12 protein-coding genes are annotated in these 16,484 nt (G+C 44.3%); 10 read left to right on the forward strand and 2 right to left on the reverse strand.

Annotation, left to right across the window (positions count from 1 at the left end; genetic code table 11):
- Positions 1-6 precede the first annotated feature (6 nt).
- Together DPF93_RS14415 and DPF93_RS14420 are read left to right on the forward strand one after the other, a co-directional pair.
- Complete coding sequence (locus DPF93_RS14415; protein ID WP_114766826.1) at positions 7-1,608, forward strand: BCCT family transporter; 1,602 nt, start codon at positions 7-9, stop codon at positions 1,606-1,608.
- Between the two features lie 2 nt (positions 1,609-1,610).
- Positions 1,611-2,759: a mandelate racemase/muconate lactonizing enzyme family protein gene (locus DPF93_RS14420; protein ID WP_114766827.1), complete on the forward strand. Its 1,149-nt coding sequence runs from the start codon at positions 1,611-1,613 to the stop codon at positions 2,757-2,759.
- Between the two features lie 89 nt (positions 2,760-2,848).
- Here DPF93_RS14420 and azu read toward each other — a convergent pair whose 3' ends face one another.
- Positions 2,849-3,301 (reverse strand): azurin, encoded by a 453-nt coding sequence (gene azu, locus DPF93_RS14425; protein WP_114766828.1) that lies wholly within the window; start codon positions 3,299-3,301, stop codon positions 2,849-2,851.
- Between the two features lie 724 nt (positions 3,302-4,025).
- Between azu and codB the strand changes: the two genes are divergently transcribed.
- The 7 genes from codB (at position 4,026) to DPF93_RS14460 (ending at position 11,043) form a co-directional block, all read left to right on the forward strand.
- Positions 4,026-5,264, forward strand: coding sequence for a cytosine permease (gene codB, locus DPF93_RS14430; RefSeq protein ID WP_114766829.1), 1,239 nt, complete (start codon positions 4,026-4,028; stop codon positions 5,262-5,264).
- Between the two features lie 9 nt (positions 5,265-5,273).
- The gene (locus DPF93_RS14435; protein WP_114766830.1) at positions 5,274-6,551 is read left to right on the forward strand and encodes a cytosine deaminase; all 1,278 of its coding nucleotides are present in this window, start codon (positions 5,274-5,276) and stop codon (positions 6,549-6,551) included.
- A gap of 666 nt (positions 6,552-7,217) precedes the next feature.
- Positions 7,218-7,673, forward strand: a complete 456-nt coding sequence (locus tag DPF93_RS14440) for a dCMP deaminase family protein (RefSeq protein WP_114766831.1) — start codon at positions 7,218-7,220, stop codon at positions 7,671-7,673.
- Between the two features lie 509 nt (positions 7,674-8,182).
- Complete coding sequence (locus DPF93_RS14445) at positions 8,183-9,613, forward strand: glyceraldehyde-3-phosphate dehydrogenase (protein WP_114766832.1); 1,431 nt, start codon at positions 8,183-8,185, stop codon at positions 9,611-9,613.
- 207 nt (positions 9,614-9,820) lie between these two features.
- Complete coding sequence (locus tag DPF93_RS14450; protein WP_114766833.1) at positions 9,821-10,033, forward strand: hypothetical protein; 213 nt, start codon at positions 9,821-9,823, stop codon at positions 10,031-10,033.
- A gap of 153 nt (positions 10,034-10,186) precedes the next feature.
- Entirely contained in the window at positions 10,187-10,672 is a 486-nt protein-coding gene (locus DPF93_RS14455; protein ID WP_114766834.1) for an acyl-CoA thioesterase, read from the forward strand.
- Positions 10,673-10,797: 125 nt separating this feature from the next.
- Positions 10,798-11,043 (forward strand): hypothetical protein, encoded by a 246-nt coding sequence (locus tag DPF93_RS14460; protein ID WP_208638797.1) that lies wholly within the window; start codon positions 10,798-10,800, stop codon positions 11,041-11,043.
- 1,028 nt (positions 11,044-12,071) lie between these two features.
- On the opposite strand, the gene rnb is transcribed toward DPF93_RS14460, so the two are convergent.
- Complete coding sequence (rnb, locus tag DPF93_RS14465) at positions 12,072-14,087, reverse strand: exoribonuclease II (RefSeq protein WP_114766836.1); 2,016 nt, start codon at positions 14,085-14,087, stop codon at positions 12,072-12,074.
- 361 nt (positions 14,088-14,448) lie between these two features.
- Between rnb and DPF93_RS14470 the strand changes: the two genes are divergently transcribed.
- Complete coding sequence (locus DPF93_RS14470; RefSeq protein ID WP_114766837.1) at positions 14,449-16,461, forward strand: DEAD/DEAH box helicase; 2,013 nt, start codon at positions 14,449-14,451, stop codon at positions 16,459-16,461.
- Positions 16,462-16,484: the final 23 nt, after the last annotated feature.

Here is a 16,484-nt window from a genome sequence, read left to right on the forward strand (position 1 = left end):
ATTGCAATGAAATTCAATAACCTAGATCACAAACTGTTCTGGCCCGCCATTAGCTTTACGTTTTTGGCGCTTGGGCTCGCTGTACTTTTCCCTGAACAATCTGGCGCTGCGGCAAATGCTGGTATGAGATGGGTAACAAACGATATCGGTTGGTTCATCCAACTAGCTGGTTTCTCGTGTCTGATGTTCCTGCTCTATTTGGCTCTTAGCCGCTTTGGCAACATCAAACTCGGTACAGATGCAGATGCACCTGAATTTAGCTACGCAAGCTATGCCTTTATGATCTTCTCTGCTGGTGTTGGTGCCGCACTGATTTTTTGGGCGGTTGGTGAGCCAATGTACTACATGCAGAGTCCACCGATGTTTGCAGAAAAAGGCACTCCTGAAGCAGCACAATGGTTAATTACCTTTACTCTGTTCCACTGGGGTCCGACAGGTTGGGCTATTTTCTGTATGCCTGCAGTACCGTTCGCTTACTACCTACATAAGATGAAGCACCGCAATCTTCGTCTTAGCCAGTTAGTTAAAACAGTAATTGGTGAAAAGCACGCGAATGGCATCGTCGGCTACATTATCGATATCGTTGCTATCTTCGGTACACTAGGCGCTTTCTCAACTTCTATGGGTCTAGCCGTTGACTTGATCGGTTCAGGTGTTGAAAACCTAACTGGCATTAAAAACGGTCTGACAATGCAAGTTGGCATCATCGTACTGTTCATCGCTTTCTACGCGCTAGTAATGTTTGCAGGCATGAAGAAAGGTGTATCTAAACTGGCTAATGCGTGTGTTTACGCAGCATTCGCTCTAGGTATCGTAATTCTAGTTTCAGGTCCAACAGCATTCATCTTCGCTTACTTCTTTGACAGCGTAGGCGTAATGTTCAACAACTACATCCGTATGAGCTTCTGGACTGACCCTGTACAAAAATCAGGCTTCCCACAAGCTTGGACTATGTACTACTGGGCTTGGTACTTCGCTTACCTAGTGATGATGGGCGTATTCTTGGCGCGTATCTCTAAAGGTCGTACAATCAAGCAACTGGTGCTAACGACTATTACGTTTGGCTCTGCGGGTTGTGCATTCTTTATCGCGATCTTTGGTAGCTACTCAGTTTACAATGAAATCTCAGGTACACTTCCGGTTCTGCAATGGATGTCTGAGTCTGGTGTATCAAGTGCGATTATCCAAACTATTAAGTCTCTACCTTTTGGTGCAGTGATCCTAGTAATCTTCCTAGTGGTTGAGTTCTTCCTAATGTCAACAACCATGACTTCTGCGGCAATGGCAGTGTCAATGATGACAACTAAAGAGCTAGACCATGACGCTGACCCAGATGTATCAGTGCGTATGATTTGGGCAGTGGGTATCGGTGCGGTATCGATGGCAGCATTCTTCATGGGCGGCAGCATTGATACGATTAAATCTATGTGTGTCGTGGTTGGTCTTCCAATGATCGTTCTGTACTTCATCCTAGGCGTATGTCTAATGAAATGGATCCGTCGTGACCACCCAGAATTATTCGTAGCAACAACGTCTGCTCCTGCAGCAAAAGAAACAACTAAAGCAACTGAGCAATCAGTGACTGAACTACGTCAAGTTGAGGTATAACGATGTCTGTAGCAAAAATTACATCGGTTGAATTTATTCCGGTAAATGTCGAAGCGACTAACTGGAGTGAAAATACAGTAATCGTTAAAGTCACAGATGAAAACGGTGTTTACGGTATCGGCGAAGCTGATGGTTCACCAGAAGTAATCAAAGCATTTTCAGAGTTAGAAACTGAGCACAAGTGGCTAAAAAATATCAAAGAAGCTGTAATTGGTCGTGAGCCTATGGCATTCCGCTCGATATGGGAAAACATGTATGACACGACTCGATGGGTCGGCATGCGTGGTCTGGGTATGTTCGTCATCTCTGGTATTGATATGGCACTTTACGATCTAGCTGGTAAACAGCTAGGTGTACCAGCCTACCAGTTGATGGGGGGTAAAAACCGCGACAAAATCACGCCTTATTTTACTCTTTACCCAAGCGTTCCTGCTGATGCATCGTTGCAAGACATCATCGATGCCTATGCGGTATTGTTTGCGAAAGCAAAAGCGGTAGGCGCCAAAGCAGTAAAAGTCTGTATCATGCCGAGTTGCCCTGCGACAGATAAAGAGATCGTATGGTACTTGCGTGAATTGCGTAACCTACTTGGCTACGACATCGATATGATGGTCGACTGTCTATACCGTTGGCATGACTGGCAAGCTGCACGTTGGACGTTTGACCAACTAAAAGACATTGATTTGTTCTTTGTGGAAGCGGTGCTGCAACACGATGATCTTATCGGTCATAAAAAGCTTTCTGAGTGTCTATCGACACGCTTATGTGGCGCTGAAATGTCGACAACTCGCTTTGAAGCACAAGATTGGTTGAACAACGCGGGTATTTCAGTTGTGCAGTCTGACTATAACCGTTGTGGTGGTTTAACTGAGTTGCTACGTATTGAAGAGCTGTGTGAATACCACAACGCGATTCTAATGCCGCACAACTGGAAAACAGGTATCACATCAGCAGCCGCTCGTCACTTTGGCGCGGCAATGAAAACTGAGCATTACATCGAATACTTGCATCAAGAATTCTGGCAAGGGGAGCTGACCCTGAACCTAACTTTAAATGAGCCTCCAATTATTGACGGTTCAATTGCAGTAAGTGATGCACCTGGTTTAGGTATTGAGCTAAATCTAGAATACCTAAACAAGATCAGTCAATGATTTCGAAGTAGTTCGGAAATAGAAAATAAGTCCTAAGACAAAGGCACCGCATTGCGGTGCCTTTTTTTGTATTGAATTCGCTTCAAAGATTATTTGAATTCAAACTTGCCTTTCATAATCGCCCAGTGACCAGGGAACGAACAGAAGAAAGTGTAATCTCCACCCGCTTGCAGAGCAGAGGTATCGAATGTTAGTACTGTCTCTTCGCCACCACCGATGACTTTAGAAAACGCGTACACGCGATCATCACCTGGTTTAACGTAGCTATTATCAAGACCAGCACTCATACCATCAGTACCTACACCTTGTACGTTCGCGGTATCAGTAATAACGATGTTGTGTCCCATTGAAGCCGCAGGAAGCTTACCTGTATGCTTTAAAGTGATAGACACTTCTTCACAAGTTGCTGGAACACTGATTACGTCTGTTGAGAATTTCATCATGTCGTTTGCTTCAACTGTCACTTCACAGCTAGCGCTTGCTTGGGCTGAAAATGCGGCTGCGAAAAGCGTTGTGATAGAAAGCAAGTAACGAAGTTTCATTATTTATCTCCTTATGTGAAAGCTCCAGCCATTATACTTAGTCACACAAAATTTACTGGTGCAAAGCTCTCAATTAACACTTGAACATCAAAATATTTACCTAACTGAGATCACTCTTTTAACTTAGCTAACTGTCGAAAAGGGTTGAATCTCAAAGCATTTTACGTCGCGCGTCTTTATCTAGATCAGTGTTTTGCAGCTAAAACTAGATGGCAATAGACCCATTTGGCTCCTGAAATTAATGAGAAAACCGCTGCCAGCTCAAATCTAACATCGTGCCTGATCGGGTATTTACCGCAACAAAACCTGAATTTATTAGCCATACAATCAAAAACCACAACTAAAACGCCATAAACCAAAGATAACCTAGGAAAACTTGTTGATAATTTATCCAACGCATTACTCAAAGCCGAAAAAATAGGCTAAATGAGTTCCCTAACTTTGAATAAACCGTAAAAAATACGCGATAATCTAAGAAGACTTAAAAATGAGCAAATAAGTAACAATAAGCATAGAACAAACACACTTAGCAAACGTTTATCTAGAATAAATATAGGGAAACTAAATATTTAAGATACTGTTTTTATTTACTTTAAAATCAATAACCATCAAATACACATCTAAATGACATTTTTATCATTGACATTGATGTTTCAGGCGCCATAATACGCGCCGTTTAACTAGAGTTTGGCAATAAATCTATTTTTTAAGCGCGGAGGTTAAAATGGCTGGTGATAACAACTATAGCCTAGGTCCTGTTCCTAATACGGCACGCAAAGGGGTGGCATCGCTAACAATGGTAATGCTGGGGCTGACCTTCTTTTCAGCCAGTATGTGGACCGGTGGTTCACTCGGCACTGGTCTCTCCTTTAATGATTTCTTCCTCGCTGTTCTCATTGGTAACCTAATTCTCGGTATTTACACTTCTTTTCTTGGTTACATCGGCGCTTCTACTGGTCTCTCTACTCACCTTCTCGCTCGTTTCTCTTTCGGTTCTAAAGGCTCTTGGCTTCCTTCTGCTCTACTTGGCGGCACTCAAGTTGGTTGGTTTGGTGTTGGCGTGGCAATGTTTGCTATCCCGGTACATAAAGCAACCGGCATCGACACCAACATTCTAATTCTTGTCTCTGGTCTACTGATGACTGCCACCGTTTACTTCGGTATTGCAGCCTTAATGATTCTATCTGCCATCGCTGTCCCTGCGATTGCCCTGCTAGGGGGTTACTCAGTCATCGAAGCAATCAACAGCATTGGTGGTGTGAGCGAGTTACAAAAAGTACAGCCAGCACAGCCTATCGATTTTTCTATTGCGCTAGCTATGGTTGTCGGCTCTTTCATTAGTGCTGGTACACTTACCGCTGACTTTGTTCGCTTTGGTAAAAAGCCAAAAGGTGCGGTGCTGGTTACCATGGTGGCGTTCTTTATCGGCAACTCACTGATGTTCATCTTCGGCGCAGCTGGCGCGTCAGTAACCGGACAATCTGATATCTCTGAAGTGATGATTGCTCAAGGTCTGCTAATTCCAGCTATCATCGTTTTAGGCTTAAACATCTGGACTACCAACGACAACGCGCTTTACGCATCAGGTCTTGGATTTTCGAACATCACAGGTCTGCCAAGTAAGTACATCTCAATGGTTAATGGCGTTGTTGGTACGTTGTGTGCGTTATGGCTGTACAACAACTTCGTTGGTTGGTTAACGTTCCTATCGCTGGCAATTCCACCAATTGGTGGGGTGATCATCGCGGATTTCTTGGCAAACCGTAAACGCTACGCTAATTTCGAAGCAGCTCAGTTCCAAACTGTCAATTGGGCAGGCATTATGGCAGTGGCAATTGGTGTAGCGGCTGGTCACTTTATTCCGGGTGTCGTACCAGTCAATGCTGTACTTGGTGGCGCGATTAGCTACCTTGTTTTAAACCCTATTATCAATAAAAAAACGTTAGCAGCTAAGCTAGCGTAAGGAAGCATCATGACAACTATGTTGATCAAGAACGTAACGCTGCAAGGTCAGGAAGGTCTTAAGCAAATTTTGATTGAGGATGGTCAATTTAAGCGTATTGAAGACAATAACCTTGAGTTAGGTTTCCCAGGCGACGTGCTTGATGCTGAAGGAGGAATGGCAGTGGCTCCATTCTGCGAACCACACATCCACCTAGATACCACCCAAACCGCAGGTGAACCAAGTTGGAACATCTCTGGTACTTTGTTTGAAGGTATCGAACGCTGGGCTGAGCGCAAAGAACTGCTTTCCATTGAAGATGTAAAAACGCGCGCAAAACAAACACTAAAATGGCAAATCGCTAACGGTGTGCAACATGTTCGTACCCACGTAGATGTGTCTGACCCAACACTTATCGCGCTAAAGGCTATGGTCGAAGTACGCGAAGAGATGAAAGAGTGGGTAGACATTCAAATCGTAGCCTTCCCACAAGAAGGGATCCTATCTTACCCGAATGGTAAAGAGCTGTTAGAAGAAGCGGTACAACTTGGCGCCGATGTGATTGGTGCGATCCCTCACTTCGAATTCACTCGTGAGTACGGTATTGAATCGCTACACTACGTGTTTGAACTGGCGCAAAAATATGACCGCCTGATTGATGTGCATTGTGATGAAATCGATGATGAACAATCGCGCTTTGTTGAGACATTGGCGGCACTTGCGCATAAATACAACATGGGTCATAAGGTAACCGCAAGCCATACTACGGCAATGGGTTCTTACAATGGTGCTTACGCATCTCGCCTATTCCGTTTACTACGCATGTCTGGTATCAACTTTGTGGCAAACCCACTAGTGAACATCCATTTGCAAGGTCGCTTTGATGACTATCCAAAACGTCGCGGCGTGACTCGTGTAAAAGAGATGCTAAATGCCAACATCAATGTTTGCTTTGGTCACGATGATGTTTTCGACCCTTGGTATCCGCTTGGCACCGCAAACATGCTGCAAGTTCTGCATATGGGGCTGCATGTATGCCAAGTGATGGGCTATGACCAAATCAATAACTCGCTTGATTTGATCAGCACCAACTCAGCGCGCACGTTAAACATTCAAGATAAGCATGGCATTGAAGCTGGTAAACCTGGCAGCCTATTGATCCTGCCGGCTGAAAATGGTTTTGATGCGGTACGTCGTCAAGTTCCAGTACGTTACTCTGTACGTCACGGTAAAGTGATTGCTGAAACACAACCTGCTACGACGCAAATTCATCTAGGTGAAAGTGAAGCGGTGAGCTTTAAGCGTTAATTGCTTTTACTGAGGTAGCCATTGAAGTTCAAATTGAAGTTCAGTGGTTATAGAAGTTGAGTGGCTATAAAAGAAAACCCCGCTAGGCATTGCCTAACGGGGTCTATTCTTACTCGCAGCATCCGGCTACTAATAGGTGCTCCCTGCATCTATTCCTTGATAGTACGCTGTATCCTTCAGCACTTCCTTAACATCGCTGTCCTAGCGGTGTCCTTTGCAATCCTTGCTAGTTATCAATCCGCGATAACTATATCTTCTTCCTGAAGATGACCAATCCTTGGGTCTTTCCTGTTCCGTGTCTGCTTTCTGCTGACACCTTTAATTTACGTAATTTGCGGCTAATCGACTAGCGGTTGAGAAAAAATAATTCGATAAATAAAACACCAAAAACAGCAATAGAGCCTATATATCAATAACATATATAGAATCGTAACCATTATCCTTAACCTAAAACCTCTAGTTTCCTACGCGCTTGTGAGATATCTCTTACAAACAGATGGGTGAAATCACCGCTCTACTAGCAAACTCTCATTAATTAGAACGTCAATTTATTTACGTTAAATCAGCAAATAAGGTACTAAGCCCATTAAAAGTGTCATAATATGCCCGTAGGTTTGGCATAAATTGCCGAGCTTTAGCGAAAAGTAATTATCTTGAGGAAAAGAAATGATCTCAAAATGGGCACAACGTTTTTACCAAATGGCTGAACTTGTTGGCTCTTGGAGTAAAGATCCATCCACCCAAGTCGGCGCTGTGATTACTAAACAGAATCGTATTGTTTCGGTTGGATTCAATGGTTACCCACACGGCATTTCAGATAGCGCGACTACAGACGATCGCGAAATGAAGTATCTTAAAACACTGCATGCCGAAGAAAACGCGATTCTATTTGCTAAACGTGACTTAGATGGATGCGAAATTTGGGTTACGCATTTCCCTTGTCCTAACTGCGCCGCGAAAATCATTCAAACTGGGATATCTGCGGTCCATTGCCCTGAACAAACCGAAGATTTCTTATCTCGCTGGGGCGAAAAGATCAAAGTGAGCCAAGACATGTTCCTGCAAGCGGGCGTGAAAGTGAACTGGTTACCACTTGAAGACCTAGGTCAATCAGCACGCTAATTAACAGGCGCTGTGCTACCACAGCGCTTTCCCTTTCTTTGCTCACCCAACGAAATCTAACCAGTCTCTCTTAAGCTCCACTCAATTGAGATATCGATCGCAAATTTCCACTCTTAATTTATCTAATCCACCCATTTCATCCTGCTATTTCTTTGAGCTATAGGAATTGCAACGACAACGTCGCCAGGTTTTAACTAAATCTGTTTATTAATTGACTTACAACAAAATATCACCGCAACTATTGAGCTTGTTACACTAAAAAGGTCGAGTGAGTATTTTTATCTAAAAAATAAGCCTGCCAATTTTTTAAAGTCAATCAGCGATTATGAGCAAATTTCGTTCAAGAATTGCATGCAAAACCGCATTTTATTGATCTTAAAAGGCGATTTATTTTTTCTAGCAGAATAAGCATTGCGCCTTTACACTTCCGCCACATAAAAATTACAACAAATTCACTACCCCATTTTTGGGGTGGAAGCTCAACCAAAACGTGAAAGGTCATAAGTTCAATGAGTCCTGAAAAACATCTTCTCGACTGGCAAACGAACCAAACGGTTGCTGAGACTATCTCCCCACTGCTCGGTCAGTTATATCGCCAAAAAGGTGTCGAAGTTATTCTCTTCGGTAAAACATTGGTTAATGCCGCGACGATCGACATTATCAAAACCCACCGCTTATCTCGACACTATAGCGGAACAGCACTAACGCCAACCCAGACCTTACCTCTAATTCAAGCTATCGCCGAAATGCCTCTTTCTCCTTGTAAAGTCGATATTGGTCAATTGGCGGACAAATACTGGCAAACGCACAGCGATACCCATGCTCTAAAAGATTTTCTCCACTCAGCGCTGGTACCAGCAATGAATGGTGAAGGTGTGGGAACACCAAAAGATGTTGTTCTGTACGGATTTGGTCGCATCGGTCGTTTGCTTACTCGCCTTTTAGTAGAAAAGAGCGGACCTGGTTACCCATTACGCCTACGTGCTATTGTTGTTCGTGGTGGCAAAAAAGGTGACTTACAAAAACGTGCTAGCTTGCTGCGCCGCGACTCTGTGCATGGTCAATTCAACGGCAGTATTGTGGTTGATGAAGAACGTAAAGCTATCATCGCCAATGGTAACTACATTCAAATTATCTACGCCAACCAACCAGAAGACGTGGATTACACCCAATACGGGATCAATGATGCGCTTATCGTCGATAACACCGGCGTGTGGCGTGATAGCGAGGGTCTAAGCAAGCACCTAGCGTCTAAAGGTGCCCAAAAAGTACTGCTTACCGCACCAGGTAAAGGCGACATCAAAAACGTAGTGTTTGGTGTAAACGATCAAGTTATCCAGCCAGAAGACACGATTATTTCTGCGGCAAGCTGTACTACCAACGCAATTACGCCAGTGCTAAAAGCGCTCAACGATCGCTACGGCATTGACTCTGGACATATTGAAACCGTTCACTCGTTCACCAACGATCAAAACTTGATCGATAACTTCCATAGCGGCGAACGACGTGGTCGTAGCGCGTCACTGAACATGGTTCTGACCTCTACAGGCGCGGCTAAAGCGGTAGCGAAAGCACTGCCTGAGCTGGCAGGAAAATTAACCGGTAATGCGATTCGTGTTCCAACACCAAATGTCTCAATGGCGGTTGCGAACCTAAACCTTGGCAATACAGTAGAACGCGATGAGCTAAACACCTATCTACGTGAAATGGCGCTTAACTCTGAGCTAGCGGGACAAATTGATTACACTGACTCTACCGAAGTGGTATCAACTGATCTGGTTGGTTCTCGCTTTGCGGGCGTCGTTGACGGTGCTGCCACCATTGCGCAGGACAAGCGTTGCGTTCTTTATATCTGGTATGACAATGAATTTGGCTACAGCTGCCAGGTTGTACATTGTATGGAACAGATGATGGGTGTGCGTTACAAAACACTGCCTTAAATGATTTAAGCTCCACAACATAACGATTATAAATAACGCTCTGTCTTTGCCGTCTCAATTGAGGCGGCTTTTTTACATAAACTTACTCTTGATTAACTTCACATTCATCCTCGATTCATCTAATGTGAACTATTCTGTTTGTACTCATTAGTCGTCACCTTTATCCAAGCATTTTGTCTCGACTAGATCATCAATGAGGAAACAAGTATGACCCGCATACTCACTACATTTATCGCTGTTATTACTGGCTTCTTTGTTCTAATTGGAAGTCTATTAATTGCTATTCCTTTAACTATTCTTGGTGCAATCACTGGCAGAAGATTGGTTAAAGCTGCAGAGAAAGCGCAATTTAGCCACACTCAACACACGCAAACCAACGATCGCGTCATTGAAGGCGAGTTTGAAGAAGTGCGCAAATAAAATCTCCATAGAGATGGTGATATTTCCGTAGCTTCTTTGCCTAAACTCTTGTTATATTTATGTAAACCATTGCTTAGTTCATCAGCTTAAAGGCTGCATTCAAGCGCAGAAATGGTTGAGAAAGTCATGATATCAAGGGAGTGAAGTGAAGCGATGAGTAAACAACAACGAGAAGTAACGTTACGCTTCTTGGCTGAGCCAAGTGATGTGAACTTTGGCGGAAAAGTTCACGGCGGCGCAGCGATGAAATGGATCGACCTCGCCGCGTACGCATGTGCTGCAGGCTGGAGTGGCAAATATTGCATTACTGCGTACGCTGGCGGAATCCGCTTTGTCTCTCCAATTCACGTTGGCAACTTAGTAGAAGTAAGCGCGAAAGTTATTTATACCGGTAGCAGCTCAATGCATATCGCGATTGACGTGCAAGCCAGTGACCCTAAAGAGCTTACCAATCGGCTCACTACACACTGCATCGTAATTATGGTTGCGGTGGATGAGCAAGGTAAACCTTCCCCTGTCCCTGAATGGGTCCCTACTCAACCTGAAGATATCGAACTACGTGAGTCCGCTATTCGCCTGATGAACATGCGTAAGCAAATCGGTGCTGAAATGGAAGCGCACGTAAAATATCTAAAATAGGTTCTCTTTACTAAGATGAAATATCGGCACAATGTCAGCGCTTAGTAAAAGATTTTGCGTTGTCATTTTTCTTTAATCTAGCTTTGCTTAAATCCAAGCTTCGACATCAGTTTAAGGATATGAGCTTGGGGATTAAAGACACCACTCTTGATGAAAGCACATTGGTTAACCCAAAAGCTGTTGAGTACCAATGGGTACGAACAATGTACGTTGAAGGTTATGATGAGCGAGAGATTAACCACTATATACAAACGTGCTTCGGTGGTGATGCAACGTTTGCCGATCTTTTTCGTCGAGTAGCGTTGTCGCAGGAGAGTATATACGTACTGCTTCAATATCTTGGCTGTGCTCCCTCGAATCGAGAGTTTTAAAGCCATATTCAAGATTTAGCGGCTCGACAAATGCGAACCTCTCATTTTTGCAATATCGAGTCATGCAAGGTTCAATATTTGCACCGCATCGCATTCCTTATCTCACTCACTATGGCTAGCCTATCTCGCTGATTATTATCAGAGCGCAAAATAAAAAGCCTGAGCATCAAGCCCAGGCAGGTTACAAAAACTGTTAGTAGGGATAGTAAGGAATCTAAGCTAACAGCCAGCTATGCGTAACACCAATTTTGCGCACTGCTTAACTGATCGGCGGCCAAACCAAGGGTGTTAAGTAAGTGACACAGGTGGCGACCATAAGGTCGCCTTTATCATTGTTATGTATCTCTTCCAACAATGATTGAAGTTCCTCCGACCAACCATCACTGCAAGAGATTGAAACAATTTTGCTCTCCAGAACTAACCCCTTTAATTTTGTCTATTTTTTGGACAAAATTTCCGAGTAACTGTCACTGAAAAGCTTAAGTCGTAGTTTGTATCAATATTTTACAGAAAGCAACCATAATGCGACAGGATTCTCACTTTTGTTATGGCATTTTATCGCTTGCGATCACTGTTTTGCAAGATGGCACTAAAAACACTAACTTGTTATTTTTTATATGTTTATATATAAAAAGCTCATATTCTCACGCTGAATGAATCTGTATTTTCACATCCTCTGCTAATCATTCATTCCATCGCCTATACAAACTGTAGTTGCTCATTTAACCAACAACTCGTATCAAACGCTAACAAACCGCAAAAGTGTGCACCGTGGCATATATTTAGCCGCCAGATTGCAACAAATTCCCACCAACTTTTCACTCATCACTAGATAAGCAGCAACAATGGAATAAGACATTTCATTCAAAGTTATTATAAATTAGATGGTTACAGAAAATTGTGACAATAAGATTGCAGCGTTAAGCGGATAGGGTCTGAATTAACGCGTGGTAACGTATTTACTGGATCAAAAAAGCCCCTAAACAATAGCATCATTTAGGGGCTAAATTCATTAATCGCGAGTACGTCTATTCTGCTGACGTTTCCGCTTGAGATTCTTCTTGCTGCTCGACTTTAAGCGGGGCAAAAACTTGAGTTGGTTTAGCAACCAAGCTACGGTTCTCTTGGTTTACATCGCTTAACACTACTTCTAAGGTATCGCCTAAACGGAACTCGATCTGTTTATCAATCGACACCATACCCAAGTCACCATTGCACTCAATACGTTCTTTGTTATCCATGATAAGCGAACTTGGAATAAATGCCGCTGCACCATTCTCTAACAGACGCACACGCATACCAGCGCGATTGATATCAAAGATCTCTGCATTAAACAGAGTTCCTTTCGCTGGCTCTTCAGCTAAGGTGCGCGCATACAACCAATCAGACACATTGCGCTCAGCCATATTGTGATGTTTACGATGCAGGGCAAGCTCTTCGCCCACCATTTCATCAGCCATCTGAACTGGCTCTTTACCAAGAATATGAGCTTTTAGCATACGGTGGTTGATCATATCGCCGTATTTACGAATTGGAGAAGTCCAAGTCGCGTAAATATCTAAGCCCATAGCAAAGTGTGGTAACGGTTGGTTACCAATCTCGCTATACGCTTGCATTTTACGAATACGGTTATCGAAGTAGCTGCTCTCTTGTGCACCTAACCAACGACGCAACGCCGCAAAGCCTTCAAGTGTCGCAATTGACTCAGCAGTAAATGGTAACTCGCCTTGTGGGTTCACCATCTCAATCACTTCGGCAATCTTCTCTGGTTTGATGCCTGCATGGTGGTTAAATACGCCAGAACCGAAACTTGCTTGGAGTGTCTTACCCGCACAGATGTTAGCAGTGATCATTGACTCTTCAACAAGACGGTTTGCGCTTCGGCGCATATCCGCGTGAATCGCGATTACATCGTTATCTTCACTTAACTCAAAGCGGTAATCTGGGCGGTCAGGGAATACCACAGCGTTTGTTTCACGCCACTCAGCACGAGCCAATGAGAAGTCGTAAAGATCACGAACAATCTGCGCGATTTCTTCATTTGGTTGCCAAACTGGTGATTCGCCTTTTTCTAACCAATCCGAGACATGATCATAAGCTAGGCGAGCATGAGACTTAATGTTTGCTGCGAAGAACTTGATATCATCGCCGATCACGCCATCTTTATTAACGGTTACTGTACAGCACAGTGCCGGACGAACTTCATCTTGCATCAATGAACACAGTTCATCAGCAAGGTCACGTGGCAGCATTGGGATATTGCGACCTGGTAAATAGATCGTAAAGCCGCGCTCACGCGCTACTTTGTCCATCTCACTATCAGGCGTGATATAAGCGGTTGGATCAGCGATAGCGATCGTTAGGGCAAAGTCGCCGTTGTCTAACTTTTTCGCGTAAAGTGCATCATCCATATCTTTGGTTGATTCACCATCGATAGTCACAAACGGGATATGGGTCATATCGATACGCTCAAGATCAGCGTCGTCTTTAATTTCCCAGTTATCGATACCAGCAGGCTCGCTGTTTGGTAGATCGTTTTGTGCTAGCGTTACCCACCACGGAGCAATTTTGTCATCCGCGTCAGTGATCTTGTGTGAGATCTCAACAAAGAAACCATTATCACCTTTTAACGGGTGTTGAATAAGGTGCGCCACAACCCAATCGCCTTCAGCAAAGTCATTTGGGTTAAGACCTTTCTTCACTTTTGCTTTCAGTGACTGCTTTTTCAATTGTGGGTGATCAGGAGCAACGTTTAATTTGCCCTTGAACATTTTCACTCGACCAATAAAGCGAGTTAAGCTTTGTTCCAGAAGCTCCTCTGGCTCGGCAACTTCTTTCTCTTTTTCAGTGCGAATGATCGCCTTTACTTTATCGCCGTGCAGACATTTCTTCATGTATGGTGGTGGGATAAAGAAGCTGGTCTTGCTATCCACTTCTAAGAAACCAAAGCCTTTCTCGGTTGCTTTGATGGTACCTTCCTTTTTCGGCAGGTTTTCTTGAATTTGCTGCTTTAGCTGAGCCAGTAGCGGGTTGTCTTGGAACATCTTAACTCTTTTCGCTTGTAAAATTGCGCACACTATAACATTCGCCATAATGCCAATCTATAAAAAGCACGCGTTTCTTACTCGGTTAGCAGCTGTGATTTGTGCAAAATGACAACAAATTGCCACTTCTGTGATGACAAAAGAGTCAAAATCGTCACTTAGGAGAAATTTTTGTGATGAAATTCAATTTTTTCTGGCTTTTTTTGTGCTTTTAGGGAATAATCCGCCTCCCTTATGTCCCTAGCGGCTTGATGCGATTTAACACTTATCCGCATCTGAACGGAATCAGCTCAATCTGGATTGGTATTGGAATTGGTAGAGCTCGTGGGACCTTTTGTTTTTTTTTGTTAATGGGATCCCAATGACAGATACTGTAATTCAATTTAGTGAATTAGCACTAAATGACGCAATCCTTTCAGCTCTTGATAGCATGGGTTTTGTTTCTCCAACTCCTATCCAAGCAGCGGCAATCCCGCACCTTCTAGAAGGTGTAGATGCACTAGGTAAAGCGCAAACAGGTACAGGTAAAACAGCGGCTTTCTCTCTTCCGCTATTGAACAAACTAGACCTTTCTCAACGTAAACCTCAAGCGGTTGTACTTGCTCCTACTCGTGAGCTTGCGATCCAGGTTGCGGCAGAAATGAAGAACCTAGGTCAAAACATCTCTGGTCTTAAAGTTCTAGAAATCTACGGTGGTACTTCAATCGTTGATCAAATGCGCGCACTGAAAAACGGCGCTCACGTGATCGTTGGTACTCCTGGTCGTGTTCAAGACCTTATTAACCGTGACCGTCTACACCTTGACGAAGTAAACACCTTCATCCTAGATGAAGCTGATGAAATGCTTAACATGGGCTTCGTTGACGATGTAACTGCAATCATGGAGCACGCTCCTGAGTCTGCACAGCGCGTTCTTTTCTCTGCAACTATGCCTCCAATGCTGAAAAACATTGTTGAGCGCTTCCTACGTGAACCAGTAATGGTTGACGTTGCAGGTAAAAACCACACTGTAGACAAAGTAGAGCAACAGTTCTGGGTTGTTAAAGGTGTAGAGAAAGACGAAGCAATGTCTCGTCTACTTGAAACAGAAGAAACTGACGCGTCAATCGTATTCGTACGTACTCGTCAAGATACTGAGCGCCTAGCAGATTGGCTATGTGCACGTGGCTTCAAAGCAGCAGCACTACACGGTGACATTCCACAGTCACTTCGTGAGCGCACTGTTGACCATATCAAAAACGGCGTTATCGACATCCTAGTTGCTACTGACGTTGTTGCACGTGGTCTAGACGTTCCACGTATTACTCACGTATTCAACTACGACATCCCATTCGATGTGGAATCTTACATCCACCGTATCGGTCGTACTGGTCGTGCAGGACGTCAAGGTAAGGCGATTCTTCTAGTTCGCACTAACCAAATTCGTATGCTACGCACTATCGAGCGCGTAACTAAGTCTTCTATGGAAGAAATCCAACTGCCTCTACGTGATGCAGTAGCAGAAGCACGTCTAGTTAAACTAGGTGCTGAGCTAGAAGCTGAAAAAGAACACAAAGCACTAGACAAGTTTGTTGAGCTAGTTGAGAAACTACAAGAGACTCTAGAAATCGATGCTACGACTCTTGCAGCAATCCTACTTAAGCGTCAACAAGGTAAACGTCCACTGTTCTACATTGGCGAAGACCCAATGGTTGAAGCAATTGCACGTGACAAGCAACGTCGCCAAGATCGCCGTGAAGGTGGTCGTGATGGTGGTCGTCGCGAAGGCGGTCGTAGCTTCAATACCCAAGACTGGGATACTTACCAACTACAAGTTGGTCGCGAGCAAGGCGTTCAAGTTAAAGACATCGTTGGTGCACTAGCAAACGAACTAGGCCTAGTTAAAGGCTCTATCGGTGCTATCAAACTAGACCAAGGTCAAACTTACGTTCAGCTTCCAAAAGCGATGGACTCAGAAACGGCTGGCAAACTAAGCAAACTACGCATCCGCCAAAAAGATGTAGGTGCAGTAGTATGTGACTTTGATGATTTCCGCGAACCTCGCGGTCGTCGTGAAGGCGGTCGTCGCGATGGTGGTCGTCGTGATGGTGGTTTCCGTGGTAATCGTGACGGCAACCGCGATGGTAACCGTGATGGCGGCTACCGTGGCAACCGCGATGGTAACCGTGACGGCAACCGTGAAGGTGGCTACCGTGGTAACCGTGATGGCAACCGCGATGGTGGTGGCTACCGTGGTAACCGTGACGGCAACCGCGATGGCGGCTACCGTGGCAACCGTGAAGGTGGCGAGCGTCGTTTCGACCGTAACCGTGGTGGTGATCACCGTGGTAACCACCGTGGTGAACGTGGTCACGGTCGTCGTAACGAAGACTAAGAAAATTGAAAAACCGGCGCTTG

It is taken from the genome of Vibrio rhodolitus, assembly GCF_003350325.1.
In the GTDB taxonomy this organism is placed as follows: Bacteria; Pseudomonadota; Gammaproteobacteria; order Enterobacterales; family Vibrionaceae; genus Vibrio; species Vibrio rhodolitus.

Excerpts from the sequence above, each read along its gene's own strand:
- DPF93_RS14415 (WP_114766826.1), top strand. The coding sequence starts at position 7 with ATGAAATTCAATAACCTAGATCACAAACTGTTCTGGCCCGCCATTAGC.
- DPF93_RS14420 (WP_114766827.1), top strand. The coding sequence starts at position 1,611 with ATGTCTGTAGCAAAAATTACATCGGTTGAATTTATTCCGGTAAATGTC.
- azu (WP_114766828.1), bottom strand. The coding sequence starts at position 3,301 with ATGAAACTTCGTTACTTGCTTTCTATCACAACGCTTTTCGCAGCCGCA.
- codB (WP_114766829.1), top strand. The coding sequence starts at position 4,026 with ATGGCTGGTGATAACAACTATAGCCTAGGTCCTGTTCCTAATACGGCA.
- DPF93_RS14435 (WP_114766830.1), top strand. The coding sequence starts at position 5,274 with ATGACAACTATGTTGATCAAGAACGTAACGCTGCAAGGTCAGGAAGGT.
- DPF93_RS14440 (WP_114766831.1), top strand. The coding sequence starts at position 7,218 with ATGATCTCAAAATGGGCACAACGTTTTTACCAAATGGCTGAACTTGTT.
- DPF93_RS14445 (WP_114766832.1), top strand. The coding sequence starts at position 8,183 with ATGAGTCCTGAAAAACATCTTCTCGACTGGCAAACGAACCAAACGGTT.
- DPF93_RS14450 (WP_114766833.1), top strand. The coding sequence starts at position 9,821 with ATGACCCGCATACTCACTACATTTATCGCTGTTATTACTGGCTTCTTT.
- DPF93_RS14455 (WP_114766834.1), top strand. The coding sequence starts at position 10,187 with ATGAGTAAACAACAACGAGAAGTAACGTTACGCTTCTTGGCTGAGCCA.
- rnb (WP_114766836.1), bottom strand. The coding sequence starts at position 14,087 with ATGTTCCAAGACAACCCGCTACTGGCTCAGCTAAAGCAGCAAATTCAA.
- DPF93_RS14470 (WP_114766837.1), top strand. The coding sequence starts at position 14,449 with ATGACAGATACTGTAATTCAATTTAGTGAATTAGCACTAAATGACGCA.